We start from the raw sequence: 23,923 nt of genomic DNA on the forward strand, positions 1-23,923 counted from the left end.
GTCCTGGCGCGCTGGGTGACCACGATGCAGGTGAGCACGACGGTGGCCGAAAGGAAGATCCAATAGGTGGGACCGGCGGTCACGGCACGTACTCAGAGCTGGTCGGGGACCACCGGTGGGCCACGGAGAGTAAGGAGAGGGGGTGTTCATCGGCCAGGAGGCCACGGGCGAAGCCGCGGCCCCCTGGTGGCCGGGTCAGACCCCCTGGTGGCCGGGTCAGAAGAGACTGAGCAGGGCCTCCGCCGGGTCGGTGAGGCCGGTCTCCCCACCGGGCAACGGCAACTCGAACCACACCGTCTTGCCGCGGGGCGTCCGGCGCGAGCCCCACGCCGCACTGAGCAACCCCACGAGCTGCAGCCCCCGGCCCCCCTCGTCCGTGTCCCGGGCCCGTCGTCGCCGGGGCTGGACCAGACCGGAGTCCCACACCTCGCAGACCAGCGTGCGGTCCAGCAGCAGCCGTAGCCGGATCTCCCCCTCGCCGTAGCGCAGCGCGTTGGTGACCAGCTCGCTGACGAGCAGCTCCGCCGTGTCGACCAGCGGCTCCAGATCCCAGCTCTGCAGCTGCGCCCGGGCGTACTCCCGGGCCCGCCCCACACTCCGCGGCTCGCGCGGCAGCGTCCAGTCGCCGACGGAATCGGCCGGCAGCCCCTGCACCCTCGCCATCAGCAGCGCGATGTCGTCCTCGCCGTGATGGGTGTCCAGGGTGCTGAGCACGTGGTCGCAGACGTCCTCCAGCGGCCGGGAGGGGTCGGTGAGCGCGCCGACGAAAGCCTGCAGCCCCTCGTCCAGCGGATGGTCGCGGGACTCGACCAGACCGTCCGTGTAGAGGGCCAGCAACGCGCCCTCCGGCAGCTCGACCTCGACCTCCTCGAAGGGCTCCCCGCCCACGCCGAGCGGCATGCCGGGCGGCACGTCCAGCATCAGAGCCGACTCTCCGGGCTCGACCAGGACCGGCGGCAGATGGCCGGCGTTGGCGAACGTACAGCGTCTGGTGACGGAGTCGTACACCGCGTACACGCAGGTCGCGAGGTACACCTCGGACAGGTCGGCGTCCCGGGGCTGGCGGGCCGTACGCGTCGCCTGCTGCACCCCGCCCGGCGTGCCGAGCCCCCGCGCGATCTCGTCCAGCGCCGAGAGCACCTCGGCCGGTTCGAGGTCCAGCAGGGCCAAGGTCCGTACGGCGGTGCGCAGTTCACCCATGGCCACGGCCGCCCGCAGGCCCCGCCCCATCACGTCACCCACCACCAACGCCGTACGGTGGCCCGGCAGTTCGATCACGTCGAACCAGTCGCCGCCCACCTCCGTGGCCGCGTTGCCCGGCAGATAGCGGCAGGCGATGTCCAGCCCGGAGGCCTCGGGGTCACCCGGCGGCAGGAGCGAGCGCTGCAGTATCAGCGCCCGCTCGTGTTCCCGGCGGTACAGGCGCGCGTTGTCGATGCAGACCGCCGCCCGCGCGGCCAGCTCGACCGCCAGGTCCCGGTCGCGGTCGCCGAAGGGCTCGCTGCCCTTGGTGCGGGCGAACCGGGCGAGGCCGACGACCGTGTCGTGGGCGACCATCGGCACGGCCAGCGTGGACTGCACGAGGCTGCCCTCCTCGGCGGGCACGCGCTGCGGCCGGGCGGTGCGCAGGGCGTCCGCGCAGGGCGAGTTGAAGGGGAAGTGATGGACCGCGCCGACCGCGACGGGGTCCCCGGCGCCGCTGAACGGCACGTCCGCCACGGCGCTGGCGAAGGCGACGCGGCGCAGTTCGGCGCTGCCGTCGGCGAGGCCGGGCGGGGTCTCGTCGCCGGTGAGCAGACCCTGGTAGAGGTCGACGGTGGCGAGGTCGCAGAAGCCGGGGACGACGACGTCGAGGAGTTCCCGGGCCGTGGTCTCCAGGTCGAGCGAGTTCCCTATGCGGGCGCCGGCCTCGTTGAGCAGGGCGAGGTTGCGCCGGGCGGCGGCGGCCTCGCGGGCGGCGGCCCGGCGGGCGGTGATGTCGGTGCCGAGCCAGGCGATGCCGATGGGCCGGCCGCTGCCGCTGTGCACGCGGTAGAGGTTGACGGACCAGTGCCGGCGTTCCTCGGAGCCGGGGACGTACCCCGTGACGTGCATGTCGGTGATGGACTCCCCGGTCTGCAGCACCCGGCGCAGCGTGGCCGAAACCCGCTCGGCCTCACCGCGGGGCAGATAGTCGTGCACCCCCTTGCCCCGGTGGTCGTCCGGGGTTCCGCCGAAGACGGAGGCGAAGCGCTCGTTGGCCCGACGGACCCTCAGATCGACGTCGATCAGCAGGAATCCGAACGGAGACTGGCCGAAAATCGCCTGCGAGGCGGCGAGATCTGTCTCCATGCTGCGCAGGGTGCGCACGTCCACGACGATGCAGACGGCGGCCCTGTCGCCCTCGCCGGTCCGGGTGGGCATGACGTAGACCTCGGCGAGGCCGTCCGCACCGCGCGTGCCGTCCGCCTTGTCCGGCATCCGGAAGGGCACGACCCCCGTCCACTCCCGCCCGTCGAGGATTTCGGCCATCTTGTGCTGGCCGCGCTCGCGCAGATCGGGGTCGATGAAGGCCTCTATGGGGTCCATGCCGACGGCGCGTGCGGCGGGGATGCCGAAGAGCTGCTCGGCACGCAGGCTCCACTGGTCGACCAGCCCGCCGGGACTGATGGAGAAGGACGCGACCTTGATGTAGTCGTAGATCGAACCGGGCGGACTGCTCTGCCACATGGCGTCGCCGGGTGCCGCGGCAGCCTCCGCGGCCTGGTGCCTCGCGCCGCCCGACGGGTCCTCGGACTCCGTGGCCTTCGCTGGTATCTCGCTCACGCGAACCGTCCCCTCCAGCTCACCGCGCCCGGCACCGGTCACCGGGGGCGGCTGCCCGCAGTATCCAGCACTACGGTGCCGCACGACACGGTGTTCACGATCACAGCTCGGTCCAGATGTTTTTCGGACCGGTCCGTGACAACACTTCCACTCTTCTAACCAGGGAACACGTCCGCGAATCACGCACTGCGGGACCGGCCGCACGCCCGGAGCGCACGATGGGCGTACCCCCGCCCGCCGTACACCCCCGTGCCCCCCGAACGCCTCCGGCTCACCCCGGCACCGCCAGTTCGAACCAGACGGTCTTTCCGCTCACTCCGGGCCGGGTGCCCCAGCGGCGCGAGGAGCCGGCGACCAGTTGCAGACCGCGCCCGCTCTCGTCCTCGTCGCGGGCGACGCGCTCGCGCGGCGGGTCGGGCAGCGGGTCGGAGACCTCCACCCGCAGGGTGTCGGCCGGTCCCCCGGGGCGTACGAGCCGTACGCCGATGGGGCCGGCGGCGTGCCGCAGCGAGTTGGTGACCAGCTCACTGACCAGCAGTGCGGCGAGGTCGGCGAGACAGTCGAGGCCCCAGCCGTGCAACTGGCCGCGGACCGCCGCGCGTGCGCTGCGCACGGCGCCCGGCTCCGCGGGAAAGGTCCACTCGGCGCAGTCGCCATCGGTGTCGATCACGCCGATCACTTCCCAGGCCAGCGAGCCCACCCATGTCCGGTTTCATGGGGTTAATGGGCACATACCCGATATCGAGTGGGCAGTACCGTGCGGGAGGGCGCACTGTGGCACGAACGGCGTACGGGGCGCTCCGCTTGAGGGGGCCGTGCGCCTAAGAGCTCGGGTGGCGCGGTCCGGCGTGCGACCGCGGGTCCGTGGGCGGCTGCTCGCGCACTTCCCCGCACCCCTCGGCGGCCCAGCGGGCAGCCACCTCGCGGACCGCCGGGACGTCCTGGTCCAGCCAGTCGACCTCCCAGATCCGGTCCGGGGTGAGCCAGCGCAGATCGTCGTGGTCCTCGAGCGGCCGGGGGGCGGGTGAGCCCGGGCGCAGGCGGACCGTCCACACCTGCAGGACGTACGGCGCCCGCAGCGGCCATTCGCCGGGCACGCGCTCCAGCGGCTCGGCGTCGACGCCGAGTTCCTCGCGCAGTTCACGCACCAGGGCGTCCTCGGGCCGCTCACCCTTCTCGACCTTGCCGCCGGGCAGCTCCCAGCGTCCGGCCAGGTCGGCGGGTGCGCTGCGGCGCGCGGCGAGCAGCCGGCCGCCGTCCAGCAAGGCCGCTCCCACCACCACGATCCGGTCCGCCGTGGGTGCCTTGGGCGTCGTGGGCGTCATGGGGCGGAGCCTACGGGAGGGCGTGCGCGGTCAGTTCCGGGCGCCGTTCCCGTTCTGGCCGATGCGCTCGACCCAGTACAGCTGTTTGTGGCCCCGGTCGTCGAGGCTGTCGGCGATCTTCTGCGCCTCGGCGCGGGTCGCGTACCGGCCGACGCGATAGCGGTTGCCGTTGTCGTCCTGCCGTATCACGAGCCAGGGCAACGAGACCGTCCCCTCACTCATGGCCCCCACCACCCGCGCCGTTCCTTCTCGCACCGCCCCACCACCCGCTTCCCGTCCCGGGCCCCCGCAGCGCCCCGCCTAAGGAAACCGCAATCCGCATATGCCCGAGCGTACGCCCAACCTTCACGCAGCGAATACGCCTTTTCACAAAGAGGTACGCAACCAGCCAGACCAGTGGGGGCGCACAAGTACGAACGCGCCGTCGTGAGCACCGTCGCCGCGCATCGCGGGCATACCCGAGTGACCCCTGGTCACCTGGCAGAACGGCCGGATTCCAGCGACCGGCGGGGGCTCGCCGCGGCCGGGTCACCGGGACATCCGGGCATGGGGGCGCCCATGGTGTGCGCCACCTCACTCGGCGGGGCGCGGATCCCGCCCGGGGACCGGCCGGCGCTCTCGCCGGATCGCCCGGCGGAGGGCCGGCCGTCACTTCACGGGCAGGTGATAGGACGCCCGGTAGCGGTCGGCCGGGATCACCACGTCGGCGGTCTCCACGGGGCGGCCGGAGGCGAAGTACGTGCGGTGGACGACCAGGACCACATGGCCGGGGACGCCGCCGAGGACGTGCAGTTCCTCGGCGAGACCGGGGCGCGCGCCCACCTCCTCGGTGACGTTGTCCACGATGACGTCGATGGCGCGCATGCGCTCGACCACGCCCATGCCGCCGAGCGGGCCCTCCTCGGGCAGCATCACGGGGGTTCGGCCGGTGACGGCGAGGGGCTCCCAGGAGGTGGAGAGCATCATCGGCTCACCGGCCTCCCGGAAGAGGTACTTGGTGCGCATGACCCGCTCGCCGACCTGGATCGCGAGCCGCTCGGCGATGGCGGCGCCGGCCTCGGTCTGCTCGCTGCTGGACTCCCAGGTGCCGCGCACCGAGCCGTCGGCCTGCTCCTGCCGGAAGGGCGTGGCACCGGCGGCCGGGCGGTAACCCGAGCGCGAGATCCGCCGGGGCACGGGCCGCTCGCGCACATACGTCCCGGAGCCTGACCGGCCCTCGACCAGCCCCTCGGCCATCAGCACCTTGCGGGCCTCCAGCGCGACCGTGTCCGAGACGCCGTACTCCTCGCGGATGCGGGCCTGGGAGGGCAGGCGGGCGTGGGGCGGCAGTGAACCGTCGACGATCTTCTTGCGGAGATCACCCGCGACGCGCAGGTACGCCGGCTGCTCACCGAAAGTCACTGGCCACTCCCATCAAGTTGTACAGACAGCAACAGCCTGGCAACCGTGGGTTGTGCCATGCAAGCAAAGGCCAGAGAATCACTCGATGTGATGACAAGGGTGGTGCGAGGGCTTTACGCAGGCACTTTCTCCCTATAAATGCGCGCCTCCCGCCGTGCTCACACCTGGGGGCCGGGAGGACGGGGGTACGGACACCGGTACCGTGCTTCCTGCGACAACAGGGCACGAACGGGGGCGGAATGAGGGTGGCGACCCTGAGCGGGAGCCGGACGGGCAGCGAGGTCGTCGGGGCGGTGAACGGGCTCACCCGGCGGTGGGCGGCGACCACGCGGGAGGGCACGGCCTTCTCCGCGCCCGGGGTCTGGCCCCTGCTGGCCTTCCTGGCCGACGGCGCGACGGGGCCGGCCCGGACGGAGCTGAGCGAGGCCCTCGGGCTGCCGGCGGATCAGACGGCCCGTGCCGCACGGGAGTTACTGGAGGCGCTCTCCTCGGTGCCCGGCCTGGACGCCGCGCTCGGCCTGTGGACGCACCATGCGCTCCCCCTGCGCGAGGAGTGGCGGAGCCAACTGCCCGCCGGGTCGTACGCCGCGTTCGGGGACGACCTCGTCACCGCGCAGGAACGGCTGGACGCCTGGGCGGCGGAGCGGACCGGCGGTCTGGTCGAGCGCATGCCGGTGCCGCTGACCCGGGACACACGGCTGGTGCTGGCCGCCGCCCTCGCACTGCGCACGACCTGGCGGCAGCCCTTCACTGAGCTGCCGCTCCGGCCGGACTCCGGCCCCTGGCAGGGGCGCACCCTGCGCGGGCTGCACCGGCGCGGCGTACGGCCGGACCGGGTGGGCGTGACGGGCACGCCGGACGGCTTCGTCACCGCGCTGGCGGTGCCCGGCGACAACGGCGTCGACGTCCATCTGCTGCTCGGCGAGGAGCGCATGACGCCCGGTCAGGTGCTCGCGGCGGGCGTCGGGATCGTGGAGCGGGCGCTGCCGCTCACCGGCGGCGGCTCACTGCCGCACGGCCACGTGGGGCCGGGTCTGTACGTGGAGCAGCAGCCGTCCGCCGAGCCGGGACCGCCGGCGCTGGACGTGCGAACGGTGGTGTACGAGGTGCGCGCCGACCACGATCTGCTGGCGCTGCCCGGCCTCTTCGGGCTGACGGCCGCGACGGACACCCGGTCCGGGCACTTCCCGGGGATGAGCGCCCACCCGCTGGCCGTCGGGGAGGCCCGCCAGTCGGCCGTGGCCCAGTTCGGCGCGCTCGGCTTTCGCGCGGCGGCGGTGGCGGCGGCCGCGGAGACGTACGGCAGCGCGCCGCCGCGGCTCCGCTACGAGTCCACGGTCGTCCGGGCCGTCTACGACCGCCCCTTCGGCTTCCTCGCCGTCGACCGCGCCTCCCGGCTGGTGCTGGTGGCGGGCTGGGTGACGGATCCGGCGCCGGAGCCCGTCATGAGCTTCCCGGGCGCTGCTCCTCCAGCACTCTGACGCAGCGGGCGAGCAGCCCGGTCAGCGCGTCCCGCTCCGCGTCGGTGAACTCCGCGGCGAGGGCCCGCTCGACGCGTACGGCGGAGGTGTCGGCGTCGGCGAGCACGGCGCGGCCCTCGTCCGTGAGGCGGGTCTCCAGGACGTTCCTGTGCCACTCGTGCGGGCTGCGGGTGATCAGGTCCCGGTCCTGGAGGTTCTTCAGGACCGTGTTCATGGTCGGCGGGGTCACCCCGCACAGCCGGGCCAGGGCGGCCGCGGAGATGCCCGGGTTGCCGGAGAGGTTGAGGAGCGCGGCGTACTGGGCGACCGTCAGACCCGCGGGCTTCAGGACCGCCGTCTTGGTCGCGTTGAGGGCCTGCTCGGCCCGCTTGAGGTGGGAGCCGAGGCGCTCGGACGCGGGCATGGAGGTCACCGGGCCACATTAATGCCTTGGCGAGGATCAATACGCTGGCAATGATTAGAGCTCTAATATAGATTCGTAGTCATTCCAAAGCGAGTAGCCGAACCGAGAGGCACTGCCGTGTCCCGTTCGATCCACCGCCGTACCTTCCTGACCGGCGCCGCCGCCGCGGCCGTGGCCGTCGCCGCGCCCACGGCGAGCGCGGCCGGCCCGCGCATTTCCACCGCCTTCACCCTCCCCGACGAGCGCGCCTATCCCGAGGGCATCGCCCTCGATCCCCGCACGGGCGACGCGTACGTCGGCTCCTTCACCACCGGCGCGGTCTACCGCGCCGCCGCCGGCAGACGCACCGCCGAGGTCTTCCTGCCGGCCGGCGCCGACGGCCGGACCACCGCCAACGGCCTCAAGGCCGACCGGGCCGGCCGGCTGTGGGTCATCGACCACACCACCGGGATCGACGTCTACGACCTGCGCGACCGCTCCCTGCTGGCCCGCTTCGAGGTGCCCGAGGGCGACCCGCGCTTCCTGAACGACCTCGTGATCACGGCGGACGGCACGGTCTACGCGACCGACAGCGTGCGTCCGGTGCTCTACCGCGTCACCCCGGCCGACCTGGCCCGCGCCCGCGCCAGCGGCGGCCGCGCACCGCTCGCCGCGCAGTACGACCTCGGCGGCGCCGTACCCGCACACGCGCCGGACGCCTACGCCCTCAACGGCCTCGTCGCCGACCCCACCGGGCGGCTGCTGTTCGTCGTCGACATGACCGGCGGCGGGCTGTACCGGGTCGACGTGACCGACGGCTCGGCAAGCGAAGTCACCCTGGCCGGCGGTGACCTGGTGCACGGCGACGGCCTGGCGCTGTCCCACCGCACCCTGTGGGCCGCGCACAACGCGTCCCACACGCTCACCCGCTGGCGCCTCTCCCCCGACGGCACCGCGGCCCGCCTGACCCGCACCCTGACCGACCCGGACCTGCAGGTCCCGACCACCCTGGCCCACGACCACCACGGCCTCCTCGTGGTCCGCTCCCAGTTCGACAAGGGCGGGCCGATGGGACCGGGGGTGCCGCGGACGCCGTTCACGGTGGCGCGGGTGACGGGGATGTGACGTCAGGGCGCCCAGAAGTGCCCTAACCCCCGAGCCCCGCCCCCCGGGACACGTGGAACGGGACGGTGTTCCAGGGGCTGTCCGGGTGGGTCGTCAGGGCCCGGTGGGCGGCGAGCATCTCCTGGTACCAGCCGCCGAACTCCTCGTCGTCGAAGTGCAGGCAGCGGCCGAGGGCGTAACCGGCGGAGAAGTCCTGCCACGAGGTGTGGGCCGACTGTGCCGCCTCGCTCGCCTCGAGGACGGCCTCGCGCATCTCGGCGCGGGTGGCGAAGCGGGCGCCGTAACCCCAGCGGGCCATCATCGAGGCGCGCCCGATGTCCCAGGCGGCGACCGAGCGCACCGTCGCGTCCGCCGGGAGCAGGCCGTCGGCGCGGAACCTGGCCTCGTAGCGCAGCACCTTGCCGACCAGGGCCACGACGTGCGCGACGAACTCCTCCCAGTCCGGGCCGATTTCACCCTCCGGGGCCTGCGCGGCCTGCTCGCGCAGGGTCAGCTCGACGCACTCGCGCCATGCGGTGGCGTCGACGGCCTGCAGCCGGCCGTCCGTGTGCTGGTGGGCGAGTGCGTTGCGTGCGCCGAGGACGAACTCCCAGTACCACGGGGTGACGTCACGGGCGAGGAGCCGGCGCTGGATCTCCTGCCATTCGGCCCGGTCGGTGACGCCCCACCACTTGGCGAGCCGTTCGTGCTCCATGGACAGGCCCAGACCGTGGTAGTGCGGGTTGTTCCAGGCCTCGCCGTTGACGAAGCACATGTGGGCACCGAGGGCCAGACCGTGCAGCAGCGGGCCGCGGGGCGGTGCGCCGGTGCGCAGGGTGACCAGCCGCTCAGCGCGGCCGTCCTCGTCCCAGTGCTCGTTGTGCAGCGCGCGCCACACCTGACGCTCCTCCGCGTCGGCCGCCATGAGCATCGGGCACGGGGTCTGGTTGTTGACCGCGATGCCGTCGACGTCACCGGGGAGGTCGTCGGCCAGGTCGCGCAGCGTGTACGCCTCGAAGACCAGGTACGGGTGGGGGCGGGGCAGCAGACCGCGGGTGTAGGCGGCGACGAGCCGCCCGACGGGGGTGTCGTGGACGTGGAACGTGCGCTTGCCGGGATCGGGCGAGGTCTCCTCGCGGCGGAACGGCACGTACACGAGGTCGGCGGCCAGCGCCTCCAGGTAGGCGAGCTGCAGGTCGCCCCGGGCCTCCTCGGCGGCTTCCTCGTCCGCCCACTCCGTCGCGGCATGGCGGGTCAGCAGGTCGTACAGGTGCTGTTCGAGCGCGGCGGGCGCCTGCCAGGTGCCGGGCTCGGCGGGCCCCGGGACGTTCGGCAACGCCTCGTCGTGATCGTCCAGTTCACCGACCACGTACCGTTCGGCCGACTGCCCTTGTCCCGCGCCCTGTTGGCCCCGAGCCGCCCGCTTCCGTCCGCCGAACACCTGATCCCCCGTCCATGATCACAACTGCGGCCACACTCTACGACCCCTGCCGGGCACGACGGCACGCAGGGCTTCGCACGGGCGCGGAACCTCAGCCCTCTCCCGCGGACCTGCCCGAGCGGCGGTTGCGCCACCGGGTGACCAGCCACAGGACGTTGATCCCGCCCAGGGTGACCAGCACCGCCGCCGAGTCGGCGTTTCCCGCGAGGCCGTGCCCCGGCCCCAGCCCCCGCGCCGCGCGGACCAGCAGGGTGACGTCGACGGGAAGGGTGACGCAGGCCATGAACGCCAGGCAGGCCACCGTGCCGGCCACGAGGACGACGCTGTAGAGGCGAACCGCCCGGCGCTCGTGCGGGAGCAACCGGGTGCTCGGGTCACCGGCTCCGGTGGTCCCGCCAGGGCGCGGTGACCACACCACCCGGCGGAGCACGTACCGGGCGTAGGCGCGGCCGTCGCCGTACAGGTTCCGGCAGCCGGTGAGGTCCTGGAGGACGAAGTAGAGGTCCGTACGGGTGAACACCATGCACTGGAAGGGCAACGGCATCAGGGCCAGCAGCAGGGCCGCGGCCGTCAGCCGGTGGGCCGTCGTCCCGGTGTCCGTCAGGGCGAGGGCCAGGACCAGGGACGAGGCGACGGACAGGTTGAGGGCGATCCCGGCCAGGTAGGCCGTCAGCCGGTGGCGGCGGGGCGCGAGTTCGATGCCGCTGATGTCCGTCTGCAGGACGAGGAACTGCAGCCGGGTGCCCAGACCCATCCTCGCCGGCACGCCCGCGGCACGGGCGGTCACCAGGTGCGCCAGCTCATGGGCCAGCACCAGCGTCCATCCGGCTGCCGCCCCGGTGAGCAGGACCAGGCTGCCGTGCGGGCTCCAGAGCAGGTCCCGGTAGCCCGGAAGCAGGCCGGGGCGGTGGAAGAGGACGACGACGGCGGCCGTCAGCAGCATTGCGGCGAGCACGGGAAGCGCCGGGTGCAGGGCGAACCGCACCTGGTGAGGGCGCAGCCACGGCAGTGACGCGCGCGGCGCTTCGGCGTCCGGAACGGGGCGGTCCCCGATCCGCGCCACGAACCCGAGCGCCGCCAGATCCCGGACGAACTCCGTGATCTCGAACTCCTCACCGGTCTCGTCCCGCAGCGTCTGAGCCGTGCGGGCCACGCTCAGCCCCTCGCCCAGGAGTTCCACCGCACGCGCCCCGGCCGCCGGCAGTGCGACGAAGGTCCGGGTGTCCATACGGCCCACGATCCACTCGTCCCGGTCCCGGCGCACCGCCAGATCATGCAGCAGGACGCGGGTCGACGACTCGATCGGGGGCCGTCCCTGCGCTTCGGCGTCCGTCACGGGAGGGCTCCCGGCGCCGGGGCCGCCGGCGGCCCCGGGGGATGCTCCCCGCAGGCCGGGCAGTCAGGGCTGCGCTGCGAGCGTTGCATGACCGGATCGCCGGGCGTCATCAGGTTGAGGCCGAACCGGCAGCCGGGTTCGACCGGCGGGATTCCGCACAGCAGCATGAGGGCGGCATGGGCCAGCAGGCTGCCGGACAGGCCCGCGGTCACGGCGTTGACCGGATTCCACGGCATGCGGGGCGAGGCGACATCCTCGTCCTGGCCGGGCGCGAGCCGCAGATCGCGTCGCTCGATCCCGGCGCTGCGCAGGCACTCCCAGCACGCGCCCCGGCCGGGCGTGAAGACCCCGACGCTCACCAGAGGGCCGCGATAACCCGCTTCCGCCCACGACGTGCCCAGGGCCAGGCAGACCTGGTTGGCCCAGCGCCGGATCACGGCGGGGCGGTCGGCGGCCAGCAGCAGCACGTCGTACCCGGAACCGCCGCCGGAGCCGCCGGCCAGCAGGTCTTCGAGGTCCGCCGGCCCGCGTACCTCGCGGCGCTCGCCGGTGACCGTGGTGTCCGAGTTCAGAGCGCGCAACGCCGTCAGCGCCGCGTCGACCTTGGGCGTACCGATGTCGCACTCGCGAAAGAGGGTCTGCCGGTTGAGATTGGACAGTTCGACGACGTCGGGTTCGACGCAGTGCAACCGCCCCACCCCGGAGGCCACCAGATCCCGGGCGGCGGCCGAGCCGGTACCGCCGACGCCGACCAGCAGGACCCGGGCACGGCGCAGCCGCAGCTGCGGCTCCCAGGCGCTCTCCCTGGGCCGCAGGTCCATCCAGCGCAGCAGGGTCATGCCCCTGCTGTACCGCTCGCGTTCCCGCTCGGACAGCTCCGCCGGCGGCGCGGCACCGGCGTCCTCCACGTACCCGGCCATGGTCAGGTCCGTCATCGCCTGGACGATGTCCGCCTCGGGCAGCCGCAGTTGCGGGTGGCGACGGGACACGTCGGCGACGACGTCCGCGGCGCTCCGCGTGCCGTCCATGGCCTCGACGAGTGTCCACACCCAGCCGTCCGGATCCTTGACCTCGGCACCGATGCCGTGGACGACGCTCCCGATCCGCACATGGCCGTCCACCGTCCGGTAGGCCCGGTGTTCCGGCTTGATCCGAGGCCGCCGCATCACGGGCACCGTCATCTTCGCGCCATTCTCGTCAGCCCCAACTGCACGCATATCAACGGACATTGACAAGAGTCACCCGCTGGACGAACGCTGGCAAGAGCACACCAACCACAGCACGCCACCGTCACCACAGGAGGGCACGGCATGCCGAACAAGATCGAGATCCGTCCGCTGGACAAGAAGGAGACCACCAGCGACAGCGGTGGCAACGGCGGCGCCTGATCAGACGCGGATGATCAACCGCTACCCCACGGTCGCGGAAGTCCACCAGTCGGCACGTCAGTTGGTCTCCCGGTTTCCCGGGACCGGCCGCCTGCGCCGGATCGGAACGTCCCGCGCGGGCCGCCCGATCCGGATGCTGTCCGTGGGGCACGGGCCCCGCCACATCCTGGTGGTGGCCCGGCCGCATCCCGACGAGCCGGTCGGCGGCGCGACCGCTCTCGCCCTGGCGGAGCACGTGGCGCGCGGCGACCGGCTGTCCGCGGCGACCGACCCCTCCCTCGTCACCTGGGACATCGTCCTGTGCCTGGACCCGGACGGCGCCGCGCTGAGCCGGGGAATCGAGCAGGCCACGGCCGGCCCGGAGCACCGCCTGGACGCCTACTACCGCAGCGCCTACCGCCCGGTCGCGGCGGAACAGCCGGAGTGGGCCCCGATCGAATCGCGGCAGCTCCCGGAGAGCCGAGCGCTGTTCCGCGTGATCGACGAACTGCGGCCGGTGCTCCAGTGCTCCCTGCACGGCGTCGAAGCGGGCGGCAGCTGGGTCCAGCTGACCGGCGGCCTCCCCGGCCTCGCCGTACCTTTCCACACGTCCGCCGCGGAGCTCGGCATCCCGGTCCAGCACGGCACGTTCGACGCCCTGTACTGGGAAAACCCCGGCCCCGGCGTCTACGTCCTGCCTCCGCCGGACAGCACCGGCCGCCTGGCAGCCGGGTCCGAGAACATCGGGTCGTCCACCTGGTGCGCACCCCAGCGGTACGGCGGTGTCACGGCGATCGTCGAAGTGCCCATGTGGGCGACGGACACGGCCGACGACCTGTCCCCGCACCCGGAAGCCGTGCCGGCACTGCGCGACCTGGCAGGGCTGGTACGGGACGGCGGACGGCAGGTGACCGCCGTCCTCGACAAGGCGCGCGCCTTCCTGCCGCCGGCCCAGGACAACCCCCTCAGACGCGTGCTGGAGTGGATGGCCGACGGCCTCTACGACCTGGTCGCCGAGTCCTGGCAGCCGCTCGCCCGGCAGGCGGCCGAGGCGTCGCACACCGACGATCCGCGGCACTTGACGACAGCCCAGGTCGGCGCCCTGGACATCGTGGCCCGCCGGCAACCACTGCGCGCGGCGGGCCTTCTGCTACGACTCCTGAAGGCGGCGGACGCCCCCGCCGCCCCGGCGCTGCACCACGAGCTGGACGAACTCTTCACCACCTGGTGCACCGACTTCGAGAAGGCCCTGCGACTGCGCTGGGTGCCGGTGCACCAACAGGTCGAACACCAGGCCCGCACGGTCAGGGCGGCCGCGGAGAGCGCGCTGACGGCTCTCCGCTGACACGGCGCCGGCCCACCCGGCTCCCCAGAGCAGTCGGAGTGCCCCCTCGGCTTCAAGGAAGGTGGCGGCACCACCGTCCGGGCAGCCACGGCGGACTGTCAGTGGCGGGTGCTTCCGTGGCGCCATGAGCACTGTGCACGAAACCGCGAGTCTTCTCCCCGACCCCGCCCGACTCCGCGCCCATCTGCAGGCACTGGCCGTCCTGGACGCGACGATCGGCGACGACCCGCGATTCTGCCAGTACACCTTCGACACCGCCTGGGGCCCCGGTGAGGAGGCAGCCCTGATGGAGAACGGCTCCGGGGACGACTTCTGCGTCCTCTTCACCCCGGCCGGCGTGCTCATCCGCGGCTTCGACCACGAGTCGGAGATGAGTCCGTACGGGACGGACGACGAACAGGTCTGGCCCGGCGTCATCGACGACGTGCCCGCCACGCTGCGCCCCCTGCTGGACGAGCCCGCGTTCTGCGACGAGGGTATCGGCACACCTCGGGTCACCGCCTGCCTGTGGCGGGAGAACGGGGACACGGCCTGGCGCACCGGCTCGGCCATCACCTTCCCCGCGGGCGGCGAGGACCCGGACGGTTCCGGGTCCCTCTTCCGTCTCCTCACCGACCGCTCCCCCGAGGCCGTCCAGGCCCACTTCGAGGACTACTACGAGCGCCCCGTCCCCCTCGACGCCATCCGCCACGTCCTCGCCGGACGCCCCCTCACCCCCGCGATCGCCAGGGCCCTCAACCCGGCCGTCCTCTCCGACGACGCGCTGCTCCGACGGATCGCCGCGCACCCCGAGGTCGCCTCCTACCTGGCCCGCGACGGCGAGTTCGACCTCGCCCGCACCGACCCGATCGAGCCGATCGCCCTGCCCAACGGCTTCGTGGTGGAGCCGGTCGCCGGCTGCAACGCGGGCGGCACCCACTACCTCTGCGGCCCGGCCGTCCCAGACGACCCCCGCCCCGTCCTCTACACCGACTCCGAGGGCAGGGCCTCCCTGATCGCCGAGTCCCTCGCCGAGGCCCTGACCCTCGCCATCGTCCTGCCGTCCTGGCACGACGCCCTGGCCGGCTTCCGGCCCCCGGCCCTCAACGCCGACTACCTCGACGACCACCCGGACCACCCCACCGTCCGCGACCGCCTCCTCGCCGCGCTTCGGCTTCCCCCGGCCACCGGCCAGGAGGTCCTGGACCGCCTGCTCACCACCGCCGCCCGCACCGTCCCCGACGGCTTCCTCCCGCACATTCCCGACGAGGAGGAGTCCGCCTTCGAGCCGATGCTCGAACCGTCCGCCGAGTAGAGCGGGACCGACCGTCCCTGACGGTATGCCGCAATGTCGAGCACGTTGGCATGCGCTGGCTCTCGACGGCCGTTTACGAGTGTCCCGCGGACTGGCTGCGGACTGCCGGGCGGGCGGAGGCCGAGAAATCGATGGCGCACCGGCGGGACCGGCAAGGAGACTGCCCAGGTGAGCGACCGCTACCCCTGTCCCTGCTGCGGGCACCGCGTGCTGGACGCGATGCCCGGCTCGTACGAGATCTGCCCCGTCTGCTTCTGGGAGGACGACGGGGTCCAGTTCCGCTGGCCGGCCATAGCAGGCGGGGCGAACAAGGTCTCCCTGATCGAGGCCCAGCGCAACTACCAGGACTTCGGCGCCTGCGACCAGCACGGCCGACAGTACGTCCGCCCACCGGCAGAGGACGAGCCGCTCGACCCCGCCTGGCGCCCCATCGACCTGACGCGCGACTCCTTCGAGGACTGGGACGCCGAGGACCGCGCCCCGTGGCCCGACGACCGCTCGGTGCTCTGCTGGTGGCTCCCCAGCTTCTGGCGCCGGGACCACCCATGACCACCCGCATCGAGAGACTCATCCAGCAGCTCGACGACTCGACCGGCCCGTCGTACGACGCCCGCGCAGAACTGATCGGCATCGGCTCCGAAACCATCCCCGCCGTCATCGACGGACTGCCCCCGACGGCTTCGGGCAGCCGACCGCCATCGAGGTCTTCGAAGAGGTGGCGGACCACGCTGCGGCCCCGCCCTGATCGCCCTCCTGCCGAACTCGGCGTCCGCACCCCGTCGTTCCACCGCTCACCATCACGTACGGCGTCTCCGGCGCCGGCCTGGACTGGGAACTCGACTGGAGTGCGCCCTGGGCGCACCTGGTCGAAGAGTCCCGCACCTGGTCCCGCCCTCACGTGGATCGAACGTACCGACCTGTACCCGGAGAGGTAACCGATGCCGTTCCAGCACCCCGAAGAGATCGGCTACGGCTACGTGATCGAGCGCTACGGAACGAGGAAGGACTCGGGCCACCGCGCTACCTCGACCTGAAAGCCGTCGTGTCCTGCGGCCCGGGTGCACCCGACTCCCCTCTGTAGCATCATCTGACCAGAGGAAAGGCCAGATCCGAAGATCAAACGGGCTTCTGGAGATCCAAGTCAGCCAGCCGCCCGGCGACGATCTCGTGGCCCACGCCTCGCCGAATAGCTACGGTTGAGCCATGACCGCACTGCCCGACTGGATGCGCCCGCCGCGCGAGGAAGGCTGGTTCGCGGAGGACCTGGACCGCCTTCCCGAGGCACCCCGCCACACCGAGCTGATCGACGGAGCGCTTGTCTTCATGATGTCGCCGCAGAGGTGGTGGCACGGCCACCTCGTCACCATGCTCACCGTCGCTCTCATGGAGCAGGCGCCCGGCGATGTCAGGGTCGGCCGCGAGATGACCGTAAAGCTCGACGAGCGAAACCGGCCCGAGCCGGATCTGCTGTTGACGACGGCCGACTACGACGGAGACCGCACCTGGTTCGCGCCGGACGAGGTGCGACTGGTCATCGAGGTCGTCTCACCTGAGTCCGCGCACCGGGACCGCACGGTCAAGCTGCGCAAGTACGCGGAGGCCGGCATCCCGCACTACTGGTGCATCGAGGACGAAGACGGCGCCCCTGTCGTCCACGTCTACGAACTCGACGAACCCACTGGCGTCTACGCACCCGCCGGCATCTTCCGAGGCACCCTGAAGCGCCCTGTGCCTTTCGAGATCAGCCTGGATCTCGACAGGCTCACGGCGCCGACGAGCAACTAGGAGTCAGCACCAAGTCAGCACGGAACGCAGAAGGGGTTGAGTTCACCAGAACTCAACCCCTTCTGATCTGCGCACTTGACGAACGAGTTAGCGCAGGGTAGCGAATCGGTTACACGTTGAAGCGGAACGTTTCAACGCGGCGCTCCCACCTGCGGAAGCGCTCCTTTAGATGATCGCATCCAGCACCCATCCAGCACCGTCGGGACTCATCCAGCACATCCAGCACGTCAAGCCGCGGAGACAACCTCCTCCGAGTCCTCGACCGCCGGGCGCATGGCGTTCTGCATGACGTCTCGACAACGATCCCACGCCTCGGGAACAAGGTGACCATAGATGTCCACGGTGGTCTTGATCGACTTATGGCCGAGCCAGCGCGAGACCTCGCGGATCGGCACGCCGTTCGCCAACGCGGTCGAGGCGAAGAAGTGCCGCAGACTGCCGGGCGTGTACTTGGCCTTGCCGTCCACATCGACCAGGCCGACCGACACGCACGCCTTCCTGAAGTGGTAGCCGTAGGTGGAGGCGGTGGGCATCACGCCCTTGCCACGCTGGCGCGGGGCGAAGAAGACCTCCAGACGCCGTCGCCTGCCCCGCAGCCCGGTGAAGACCACGGGCACCGGCTCCCACCGCGACAGGTGGTCGTCGATCTCCTGCTCGACAAACGGGGCTACCGGGACGTCCCGGTACTCACCCTCCACCCGGTGCTTGAGCGGCACGAAGACCGTGCGGCAGTCATCGCGGCGAGCCGTGGCGCTGACCTGCCAACGGATCCTGACGAAACCAGACCGTCGGCACTCGGTGGAGAAGGCCAGCGACTCGCTGGGGCGCTGGCCGGTACCCGATTGAAGGTAGACCGCGAGCCGGTACTGCGGGGCGATGTGCTCCGCGATCAGATCGACCTCGCCCAGCGTGGGAATCTCGTCCTCGTCCACCGCGCACGGGGCCGCCCGAGATATCCGGACGCCGCGCGGGATTGTCCGGGATGCGTTTGTCAACGACGGCCGCTTCCAGCATGGCGGCCACCATCACCATCCGGTCATTGACCGTGGTGACCGCCAAGCCCGCACCGGAGGCATGCACGTCCTTGACGAACTCCTCGAAGTCGCGCCGCGCCAACCCGGCCAGCACCTTCCGCCCCAGGCGCGGCACGAGATGGTTACGGATGAACCCCTCGTAGTTGCGACGCGTCGACTCACCGATGACCCGTCGCTCCAGCCACTCCTGAGCCCAGGCCCGCAACGGCACAAGCCCTCGCGCAGGATCGAAGCGAATGCCGGCCTTCTTGTCGTTCTCGACCTTGTCGGCGAAAGCGTCCGCACCATCCGAGCCCATCCGACGAGGAAACGACCTCTCCCGCTGTCGCCCGCGCCTACCGCCCGGTTCCCGGTACCGCACCGTCCACGCATGCCCACACCGCGGACGATCACAGGGAAAGTTCCGGTCCCGGGCATCCCTCTTGCACCTCTGAGAAACACTCGCCACCCAAGCCCCGATCCTTCGCCTGGCCCGTGCCCGAAACCGTGCACCGCCACCTCACAAGCCGAGCAAGACATACATAATCAATCCGCTCTTTTCAGCGAATGTGGACCCGGCCTCCCCCAGCCCCGCGAGCCATCGAGTCAGCGAGGCCCTCCTCGCTGGATGCGCTGCCGCTCCGCGCTCGTCGGCACGTGATCCGTGCATCAGCATCGAAGGCCATACCGCGATATGGTTGATGTATGGCTACCAAGAAGGTGACTATCACTCTCGACGAATCCCTGGTCGAAGCCCTGGCCGGAGCCGCCGAGGAAGAAGGCATCCCGCTCTCCCGTCTCGTCGCCGGAGCAGCCGAACGCGAGCTGCGCCTGCGGGCCGGCCGGGCCGTCATCCAGGAGTGGCAGGCAGAACATGGCGCCTTCACCCCGGAAGAGCTCGCCGCCGCCCGCGCGGACCTGGCCGCCGCCGACGCCGAGTACCTCAGCAGCTCGGGAGCCTCGGCCGCGTGAACATCCCCTACCTATACGACGCCGGGGTGCTCATCGCCATCGACAACGACGACCGACGCATGTGGGCCCGCCACAGCCTGGCCTTGGAAGACGGACGAGACATCCACGTCCCGTCCGTCGTCGTCAGCCAGGCATGGCGGGACTCCCGCCGCCAGGTCAGACTCGGCAAGTTCCTCGCCGGCTGCCACGTCGTACCCGTCGGCCTCGAAACCGCCAAAACCGCAGGCATCCTCTGCGGCAAGGCCGGCACCTCCGACATCGTCGACGCCACCGTCGTAGCCATGGCAGCCAGCCTCGGCGCCATCATCTGGACCTCGGACCCGAACGACATCCGCACCCTCATCGACGCCCAGGACACCAAACCCGCCCCCGTCATCCGCACCGTCTGACCACCAATGATCTCTGACGACCAGCCTCTGCGTGCCCAGATATGGCGGGGATGGAGACAGGTGTGGCTACCTGATCGCATAGGGGTGGACGGCCAGCGTCAGGACCTCCCGACATCGGGCTCACGCGCTGGGCAACAGCATCCTGACGGAGTGATGACCCAGCCAGCGCGAGACCTCGCAAGCGGAACGCCGCTGTCACGGACCTCGCCAGGCAAATAGGTGAACTCGTCCGGCGATCCCGTTCTGAGCTGACCTTCATGAATGTGCGGAAGAAGGCCACCAACTGTTCGTGACTGGCGTCATGACATGAAGGCTCGAGGTCAGCCTCCGCCGACGTGAGCCGCCCCGTTTTCCACGTCATCAAGGTGAACGATGACATCCGCAATGGACAGTGAGTGCGTCAAGGCTATCGTAGGTACCTGGATACTACTACCCATGCGTGTGGTCAGACATGGAAAAGACCCTGCTCTCACCATTTGGTAAGCGGTGGATTTGGCGATTCCCAACGCTTCGGCAGCAGCCGGAAGCGCAACGAATTTAGGATAGAAGTCGGAGATGTAGTAATAGTAATTGCAGCCCGTAACCCACGTACGGGCCAACATCGTTTCTGTCGCGAGGATGCCCCGTAGGCCCGGGCGACGCCCCGCCCGAAGGTCCGCATGGTAGCGGTTGACCACTTCAATGATGCCGCATCTCTGCCATAGCGCCCCGGTGCGCTCACCCCTAATTTGCTCGGCAACAGCAGGATCCCTCGGGTTGACTTCGTGAATGATCGAAGATGCCTTAAGCGCGGAATCCATAACGGCTTCTTCGAACATGCATTGATGGCTGCCTAGACCATCAACGTCGGAACCTCCCGAGGGGGGACGCCCTTAACTGTATCTTCCCAAACATTGAGGGCGGCTTCGAACATATCCGATCGCACGTCCCTTAAATCACAATAAAATTCTCGAGAGATCGACCAAGAGCGTGTGCGAAGGAAAGGGATAAGGCAGTCCACGACGATCATCCTCCACTTGTTATCGCCGCGCATGTCAGACATGCGCCCCATGGCCACCATGGCTTCCCATAGTTGAGACGGTTTCCGCGCCGCTCGGGCGACTACAGCCTGGGAGCGGAATCTCGCATAGTCCGGGTGCCGCTTGATCTGACATTCTCGCGCGTCGTCCACGTGGACACAGACCGGCTCTTCACCGCAAACATCACGAACATACGCTGCTACACAGTCGAAGACGTCAGGCGCCATCTTCCCTCCGAAGTTCCCTCTGAAGGATCAACAGGGTATGACGCGCCGAGCGGTCGTTCGACCCAAGAACAGATGAATTCCAGATCCGCCCACTATTGCCACTTTCTAGTGATGATTGCGGCAGGAATTGCCGAAACTTCGTTCTGGTTGGATAGAGCTTCGTGGCTCATCACCGCCCCGCAGCTTGAGCCGCAGGCGTAGAGCCGAGGAGTACGCGCAACCAATACATCAGTGGGCATCAGCCGGAGCAAGGACGCTCTCATAGTCCGGTCTTCTTGAAGCGTCTCAAGCCGCTGGGACTGCGAGCCAACGGGCCGGAAGGAGTTCTGAAGTTCGCTACGTCATGTTTCAAGATTCTCAGTAAGGGCGATTTGCCGCCAGCTTGCAATGCCGTCCTGGAGATCCAGCACGGTACGGAATCTCAGAGGTGACAACAGGTGCCAATGGGTGGCCTCGAGCGCCCTCCCAAGTCAGCGCTCGACGCTTCATCTCACATAAGCACCCTCGGACCATCAAAAAAGGGGTCCGCCTTAAAGGCGAACCCCTTCTGACCTGCACTTTCCAAAACCTCAGAAAGTGGCTTAACTTTTAATTAAACATTGAATCGGAACTCCACCACATCCCCGTCCTGCATGACGTACTCCTTGCCCTCCATGCGCGCCTTGCCCTTGGCGCGGGCCTCGGCGACCGAGCCCGTTTCGACCAGGTCGTCGAAGGAGATGACCTCGGCCTTGATGAAGCCCTTCTGGAAGTCGGTGTGGATCACGCCGGCCGCCTCGGGAGCCGTGGCGCCCTTCTTGATCGTCCAGGCGCGGGACTCCTTGGGGCCGGCCGTCAGGTAGGTCTGCAGGCCGAGGGTGTTGAAGCCGACACGGGCGAGGGTGGCCAGGCCGGGCTCGTGCTGGCCGACGGACTCCAGCAGCTCCAGGGCCTCCTCCTCGTCCAGCTCGGCGAGGTCCGCCTCCAGCTTGGCGTTGAGGAAGATCGCCTCGGCGGGGGCGACGAGGGCGCGCTGCTCGTTCTTGAAGTCCTCGTCGATCAGTTCGTCCTCGTCGACGTTGAAGACGTAGAGGAAGGGCTTGGTGGTGAGCAGGTGCAGGTCGTGCAGGAGCTCGTTGCGCTCGGTGCCCTGGACGATGCCGTGCGCGAAGAGGGTGTCGCCCTTCTCCAGGATCTCCTTGGCCTCCTCGACCGCCTTGACCTTGGGGGCGACGTCCTTCTTGATGCGCGACTCCTTCTGGAGGCGCGGCAGGACCTTTTCGATGGTCTGGAGGTCGGCGAGGATCAGCTCGGTGTTGATCGTCTCGATGTCGTCCTTCGGCGAGACCTTGCCGTCGACGTGGACGACGTTCTCGTCCTTGAAGGCGCGGATGACCTGGCAGATCGCGTCGGACTCACGGATGTTCGCGAGGAACTTGTTGCCGAGGCCCTCGCCCTCGGAGGCGCCGCGCACGATACCGGCGATGTCGACGAAGTCGACCGTGGCCGGAAGGATGCGCTCGGAGGAGAAGATCGAGGCCAGCTTGGCGAGGCGGGCGTCGGGGACGCCGACCACGCCGACGTTCGGCTCGATCGTGGCGAACGGGTAGTTGGCCGCCAGCACGTCGTTCTTGGTCAGGGCGTTGAACAGGGTCGACTTGCCGACGTTGGGCAGGCCGACGATTCCGATCGTGAGCGACACGTTGCGACTTCCCGTAGATGAGTGGGCCAGGGGGCTGTCAGGGGCCAGAGACCGACACTGGCCGATCCACCAGTTTACGGCGTCCGCGCCGACCGGCTCGCGGGAGCTTCGAACGCCTGGCCAACCTCTTCCCCCCGGCGTGTCTGATGGGTGATTCGGCACATAAACAGACCTAAGTTGGTCCAGTGGAGCAACGCAGAACGCGACCCCCGAACGACGGAGCGCGACGCGGCTCGCCGAAGCCCTCGCACCTGCCGCCGCAGGCGCGGCGCAGGCCCGGCGGCGACCGCAGGCCGGGCCCGGGGGAGCGGCGGCCGGGGCGGACGGGGCGCGTCGCCCGGCCGGTGCCGCCGGGGCCGCTGCTTCGCGGCCCCCGGCTCACCGGACTCGGCAGCGGACTGCTGTGTGCCGTCGTGATGCTTCTGCTCGGCTGCCTGGACGAGCTGCTGTTCGGCGGGGTCCTCACGGTGTACGGCGTGCTGTTCCTGCCGGTGTGCGTCCTGACCGCGCTGTGGGTGCGGCCCGGGGACGTGCTGACCGCTCCCGTCGTCGTACCGATCGCGTTCGCCGTGGGGCTGGTGCCCGTCGCCGACGGCAGCGGGGGGCTGCTCGGCCAGCTGATGGGGCTGTTCACCGGACTCGCCACACAGGCGGGCTGGCTGTACGGAGGGACGCTGGCCGCCGGAGTGATCGTGCTCGTGCGCCGGGTGCGGTGGGTGCGATGGGTGCGGCGACGCCGGCAACGGGTCTGAACCGGCGCGGGGCGCCACGCCTGCCGCCGCCGCTGAGCCGGCGGCGGCTACACCTGCTGGGCCGCTCTCATCGCCGCTCCCACGATCCCGGCGTCGTTCTGCAGCTGGGCGGGGACGATCTCGGCCCTGATGCCCTCGATGAAGTGCAGGAACTTGTCGGCCTTGCGGCTGACCCCGCCGCCGATGACGAACAGCTCCGGCGAGAACAGCATCTCCACGTGCGCCAGGTACTTCTGGACGCGGTGGGCCCACTGCTGCCAGCTCAGGCCGTGGTCGTCCTTGGCCTTGCTGGAGGCCTTCTTCTCGGCGTCGTGGCCGCTCAGCTCGAGGTGGCCCAGCTCCGTGTTCGGGACGAGGACGCCGTCGGCGAAGACGGCGCTGCCGATGCCGGTGCCGAAGGTGAGCAGGATGACCGTGCCCCCGCGGCCCCGGCCGGCGCCGAACTGCATCTCGGCGACGCCCGCCGCGTCCGCGTCGTTGACGACGGTCACCGGGAGCCCGCCCAGTGTGCCGCTGAACAACGCGCGCGCGTCGGTGTCGATCCAGCTCCTGTCGACGTTCGCCGCCGTACGGACCGTGGCGCCGCCGGTGACCACCCCGGGGAAGGTCAGGCCGACCGGGCCGGTCCAGCCGAAGTGGTCGATGACCTGCTTGACCCCCTCGGCCACGCCGTCGGGCGTCGCCGGGTGCGGGGTGAGCACCTTGCAGCGCTCCTGGGCCAGGTCGCCCCTGTCCAGGTCCACAGGGGCGCCCTTGATCCCGGATCCGCCGATGTCCACGCCGAAGATCTGCATGGCACCACGT

At 70.4% G+C, this 23,923-nt stretch carries 22 protein-coding genes and 1 pseudogene; 9 read left to right on the plus strand and 14 right to left on the minus strand.

Annotated features, from left to right (window positions below):
* Positions 1-216 precede the first annotated feature (216 nt).
* The 5 genes from ACZ7HQ_RS23500 to ACZ7HQ_RS23520 all read right to left on the minus strand — a co-directional run bounded on the left by ACZ7HQ_RS23500 (position 217) and on the right by ACZ7HQ_RS23520 (position 5,531).
* Positions 217-2,805, minus strand: a complete 2,589-nt coding sequence (locus ACZ7HQ_RS23500; RefSeq protein ID WP_470993146.1) for a SpoIIE family protein phosphatase — start codon at positions 2,803-2,805, stop codon at positions 217-219.
* Positions 2,806-3,076: 271 nt separating this feature from the next.
* Positions 3,077-3,505 carry an ATP-binding protein gene (locus ACZ7HQ_RS23505; RefSeq protein WP_470993149.1) on the minus strand — a complete coding sequence of 143 codons (429 nt, stop codon included), beginning with the start codon at positions 3,503-3,505 and terminating at the stop codon, positions 3,077-3,079.
* 121 nt (positions 3,506-3,626) lie between these two features.
* Positions 3,627-4,130 carry a (deoxy)nucleoside triphosphate pyrophosphohydrolase gene (locus ACZ7HQ_RS23510; protein WP_470993152.1) on the minus strand — a complete coding sequence of 168 codons (504 nt, stop codon included), beginning with the start codon at positions 4,128-4,130 and terminating at the stop codon, positions 3,627-3,629.
* A gap of 30 nt (positions 4,131-4,160) precedes the next feature.
* The gene (locus ACZ7HQ_RS23515) at positions 4,161-4,352 is read right to left on the minus strand and encodes an SPOR domain-containing protein (RefSeq protein ID WP_470993155.1); all 192 of its coding nucleotides are present in this window, start codon (positions 4,350-4,352) and stop codon (positions 4,161-4,163) included.
* A 426-nt stretch (positions 4,353-4,778) separates the two neighbouring features.
* Positions 4,779-5,531 carry a GntR family transcriptional regulator gene (locus ACZ7HQ_RS23520; protein ID WP_470993158.1) on the minus strand — a complete coding sequence of 251 codons (753 nt, stop codon included), beginning with the start codon at positions 5,529-5,531 and terminating at the stop codon, positions 4,779-4,781.
* Between the two features lie 239 nt (positions 5,532-5,770).
* Between ACZ7HQ_RS23520 and ACZ7HQ_RS23525 the strand changes: the two genes are divergently transcribed.
* Positions 5,771-7,012, plus strand: coding sequence for a serpin family protein (locus ACZ7HQ_RS23525; RefSeq protein ID WP_470993162.1), 1,242 nt, complete (start codon positions 5,771-5,773; stop codon positions 7,010-7,012).
* Here the strand turns inward: ACZ7HQ_RS23525 and ACZ7HQ_RS23530 are convergent.
* Positions 6,975-7,415, minus strand: a complete 441-nt coding sequence (locus ACZ7HQ_RS23530; protein ID WP_470993581.1) for a MarR family winged helix-turn-helix transcriptional regulator — start codon at positions 7,413-7,415, stop codon at positions 6,975-6,977. The two genes, ACZ7HQ_RS23525 and ACZ7HQ_RS23530, sit on opposite strands and share 38 nt — an antisense overlap.
* A 117-nt stretch (positions 7,416-7,532) precedes the next feature.
* On the opposite strand from ACZ7HQ_RS23530, the gene ACZ7HQ_RS23535 reads away from it, so the two are divergent.
* A complete protein-coding gene (locus ACZ7HQ_RS23535; RefSeq protein WP_470993165.1) occupies positions 7,533-8,519 on the plus strand; it encodes an SMP-30/gluconolactonase/LRE family protein in 987 nt (328 codons plus the stop codon).
* Positions 8,520-8,541: 22 nt separating this feature from the next.
* Here the strand turns inward: ACZ7HQ_RS23535 and ACZ7HQ_RS23540 are convergent, their stop codons facing one another.
* The 3 genes from ACZ7HQ_RS23540 to ACZ7HQ_RS23550 all read right to left on the minus strand — a co-directional run bounded on the left by ACZ7HQ_RS23540 (position 8,542) and on the right by ACZ7HQ_RS23550 (position 12,456).
* Positions 8,542-9,939 carry a DUF1266 domain-containing protein gene (locus ACZ7HQ_RS23540; RefSeq protein ID WP_470993168.1) on the minus strand — a complete coding sequence of 466 codons (1,398 nt, stop codon included), beginning with the start codon at positions 9,937-9,939 and terminating at the stop codon, positions 8,542-8,544.
* Between the two features lie 91 nt (positions 9,940-10,030).
* A complete protein-coding gene (locus ACZ7HQ_RS23545; RefSeq protein ID WP_470993170.1) occupies positions 10,031-11,275 on the minus strand; it encodes a hypothetical protein in 1,245 nt (414 codons plus the stop codon).
* A complete protein-coding gene (locus ACZ7HQ_RS23550; RefSeq protein WP_470993172.1) occupies positions 11,272-12,456 on the minus strand; it encodes a HesA/MoeB/ThiF family protein in 1,185 nt (394 codons plus the stop codon). The genes ACZ7HQ_RS23545 and ACZ7HQ_RS23550 overlap by 4 nt, the downstream gene beginning before the upstream one ends.
* A gap of 220 nt (positions 12,457-12,676) precedes the next feature.
* On the opposite strand from ACZ7HQ_RS23550, the gene ACZ7HQ_RS23555 reads away from it, so the two are divergent.
* The 4 genes from ACZ7HQ_RS23555 to ACZ7HQ_RS23570 all read left to right on the plus strand — a co-directional run bounded on the left by ACZ7HQ_RS23555 (position 12,677) and on the right by ACZ7HQ_RS23570 (position 17,066).
* Complete coding sequence (locus ACZ7HQ_RS23555; protein WP_470993583.1) at positions 12,677-13,987, plus strand: M14 family zinc carboxypeptidase; 1,311 nt, start codon at positions 12,677-12,679, stop codon at positions 13,985-13,987.
* 124 nt (positions 13,988-14,111) lie between these two features.
* Complete coding sequence (locus ACZ7HQ_RS23560; protein WP_470993174.1) at positions 14,112-15,281, plus strand: hypothetical protein; 1,170 nt, start codon at positions 14,112-14,114, stop codon at positions 15,279-15,281.
* Positions 15,282-15,449: 168 nt separating this feature from the next.
* On the plus strand, positions 15,450-15,830 hold the full coding sequence (locus tag ACZ7HQ_RS23565; protein ID WP_470993177.1) for a CPCC family cysteine-rich protein: 381 nt from the start codon (positions 15,450-15,452) through the stop codon (positions 15,828-15,830).
* Between the two features lie 654 nt (positions 15,831-16,484).
* Complete coding sequence (locus ACZ7HQ_RS23570) at positions 16,485-17,066, plus strand: Uma2 family endonuclease (protein ID WP_470993180.1); 582 nt, start codon at positions 16,485-16,487, stop codon at positions 17,064-17,066.
* Positions 17,067-17,293: 227 nt separating this feature from the next.
* Here ACZ7HQ_RS23570 and ACZ7HQ_RS23575 read toward each other — a convergent pair whose 3' ends face one another.
* Both ACZ7HQ_RS23575 and ACZ7HQ_RS23580 read right to left on the minus strand, forming a co-directional pair.
* Complete coding sequence (locus ACZ7HQ_RS23575; protein ID WP_470993585.1) at positions 17,294-17,998, minus strand: tyrosine-type recombinase/integrase; 705 nt, start codon at positions 17,996-17,998, stop codon at positions 17,294-17,296.
* A gap of 211 nt (positions 17,999-18,209) precedes the next feature.
* Positions 18,210-18,398 (minus strand): annotated as a pseudogene (locus tag ACZ7HQ_RS23580) (tyrosine-type recombinase/integrase); the annotation flags it as partial.
* 386 nt (positions 18,399-18,784) lie between these two features.
* Here ACZ7HQ_RS23580 and ACZ7HQ_RS23585 point away from each other — a divergent pair.
* Together ACZ7HQ_RS23585 and ACZ7HQ_RS23590 are read left to right on the plus strand one after the other, a co-directional pair.
* Positions 18,785-19,051: a hypothetical protein gene (locus ACZ7HQ_RS23585; protein ID WP_093779986.1), complete on the plus strand. Its 267-nt coding sequence runs from the start codon at positions 18,785-18,787 to the stop codon at positions 19,049-19,051.
* Complete coding sequence (locus ACZ7HQ_RS23590) at positions 19,048-19,440, plus strand: PIN domain-containing protein (RefSeq protein WP_470993183.1); 393 nt, start codon at positions 19,048-19,050, stop codon at positions 19,438-19,440. The genes ACZ7HQ_RS23585 and ACZ7HQ_RS23590 overlap by 4 nt, the downstream gene beginning before the upstream one ends.
* Positions 19,441-19,760: 320 nt before the next feature.
* Here ACZ7HQ_RS23590 and ACZ7HQ_RS23595 read toward each other — a convergent pair whose 3' ends face one another.
* Positions 19,761-20,258 (minus strand): helix-turn-helix transcriptional regulator, encoded by a 498-nt coding sequence (locus ACZ7HQ_RS23595; protein WP_470993185.1) that lies wholly within the window; start codon positions 20,256-20,258, stop codon positions 19,761-19,763.
* 1,020 nt (positions 20,259-21,278) lie between these two features.
* Positions 21,279-22,367 (minus strand): redox-regulated ATPase YchF, encoded by a 1,089-nt coding sequence (gene ychF, locus ACZ7HQ_RS23600; RefSeq protein WP_470993188.1) that lies wholly within the window; start codon positions 22,365-22,367, stop codon positions 21,279-21,281.
* 185 nt (positions 22,368-22,552) lie between these two features.
* Here ychF and ACZ7HQ_RS23605 point away from each other — a divergent pair, with 185 nt between their 5' ends.
* Entirely contained in the window at positions 22,553-23,119 is a 567-nt protein-coding gene (locus tag ACZ7HQ_RS23605) for a DUF6542 domain-containing protein (RefSeq protein ID WP_470993191.1), read from the plus strand.
* Positions 23,120-23,166: 47 nt separating this feature from the next.
* On the opposite strand, the gene ppgK is transcribed toward ACZ7HQ_RS23605, so the two are convergent.
* Complete coding sequence (gene ppgK, locus ACZ7HQ_RS23610; protein WP_470993194.1) at positions 23,167-23,913, minus strand: polyphosphate--glucose phosphotransferase; 747 nt, start codon at positions 23,911-23,913, stop codon at positions 23,167-23,169.
* Between the last annotated feature and the right edge of the window lie 10 nt (positions 23,914-23,923).

The organism is Streptomyces sp. NPDC037290 (assembly GCF_055603245.1).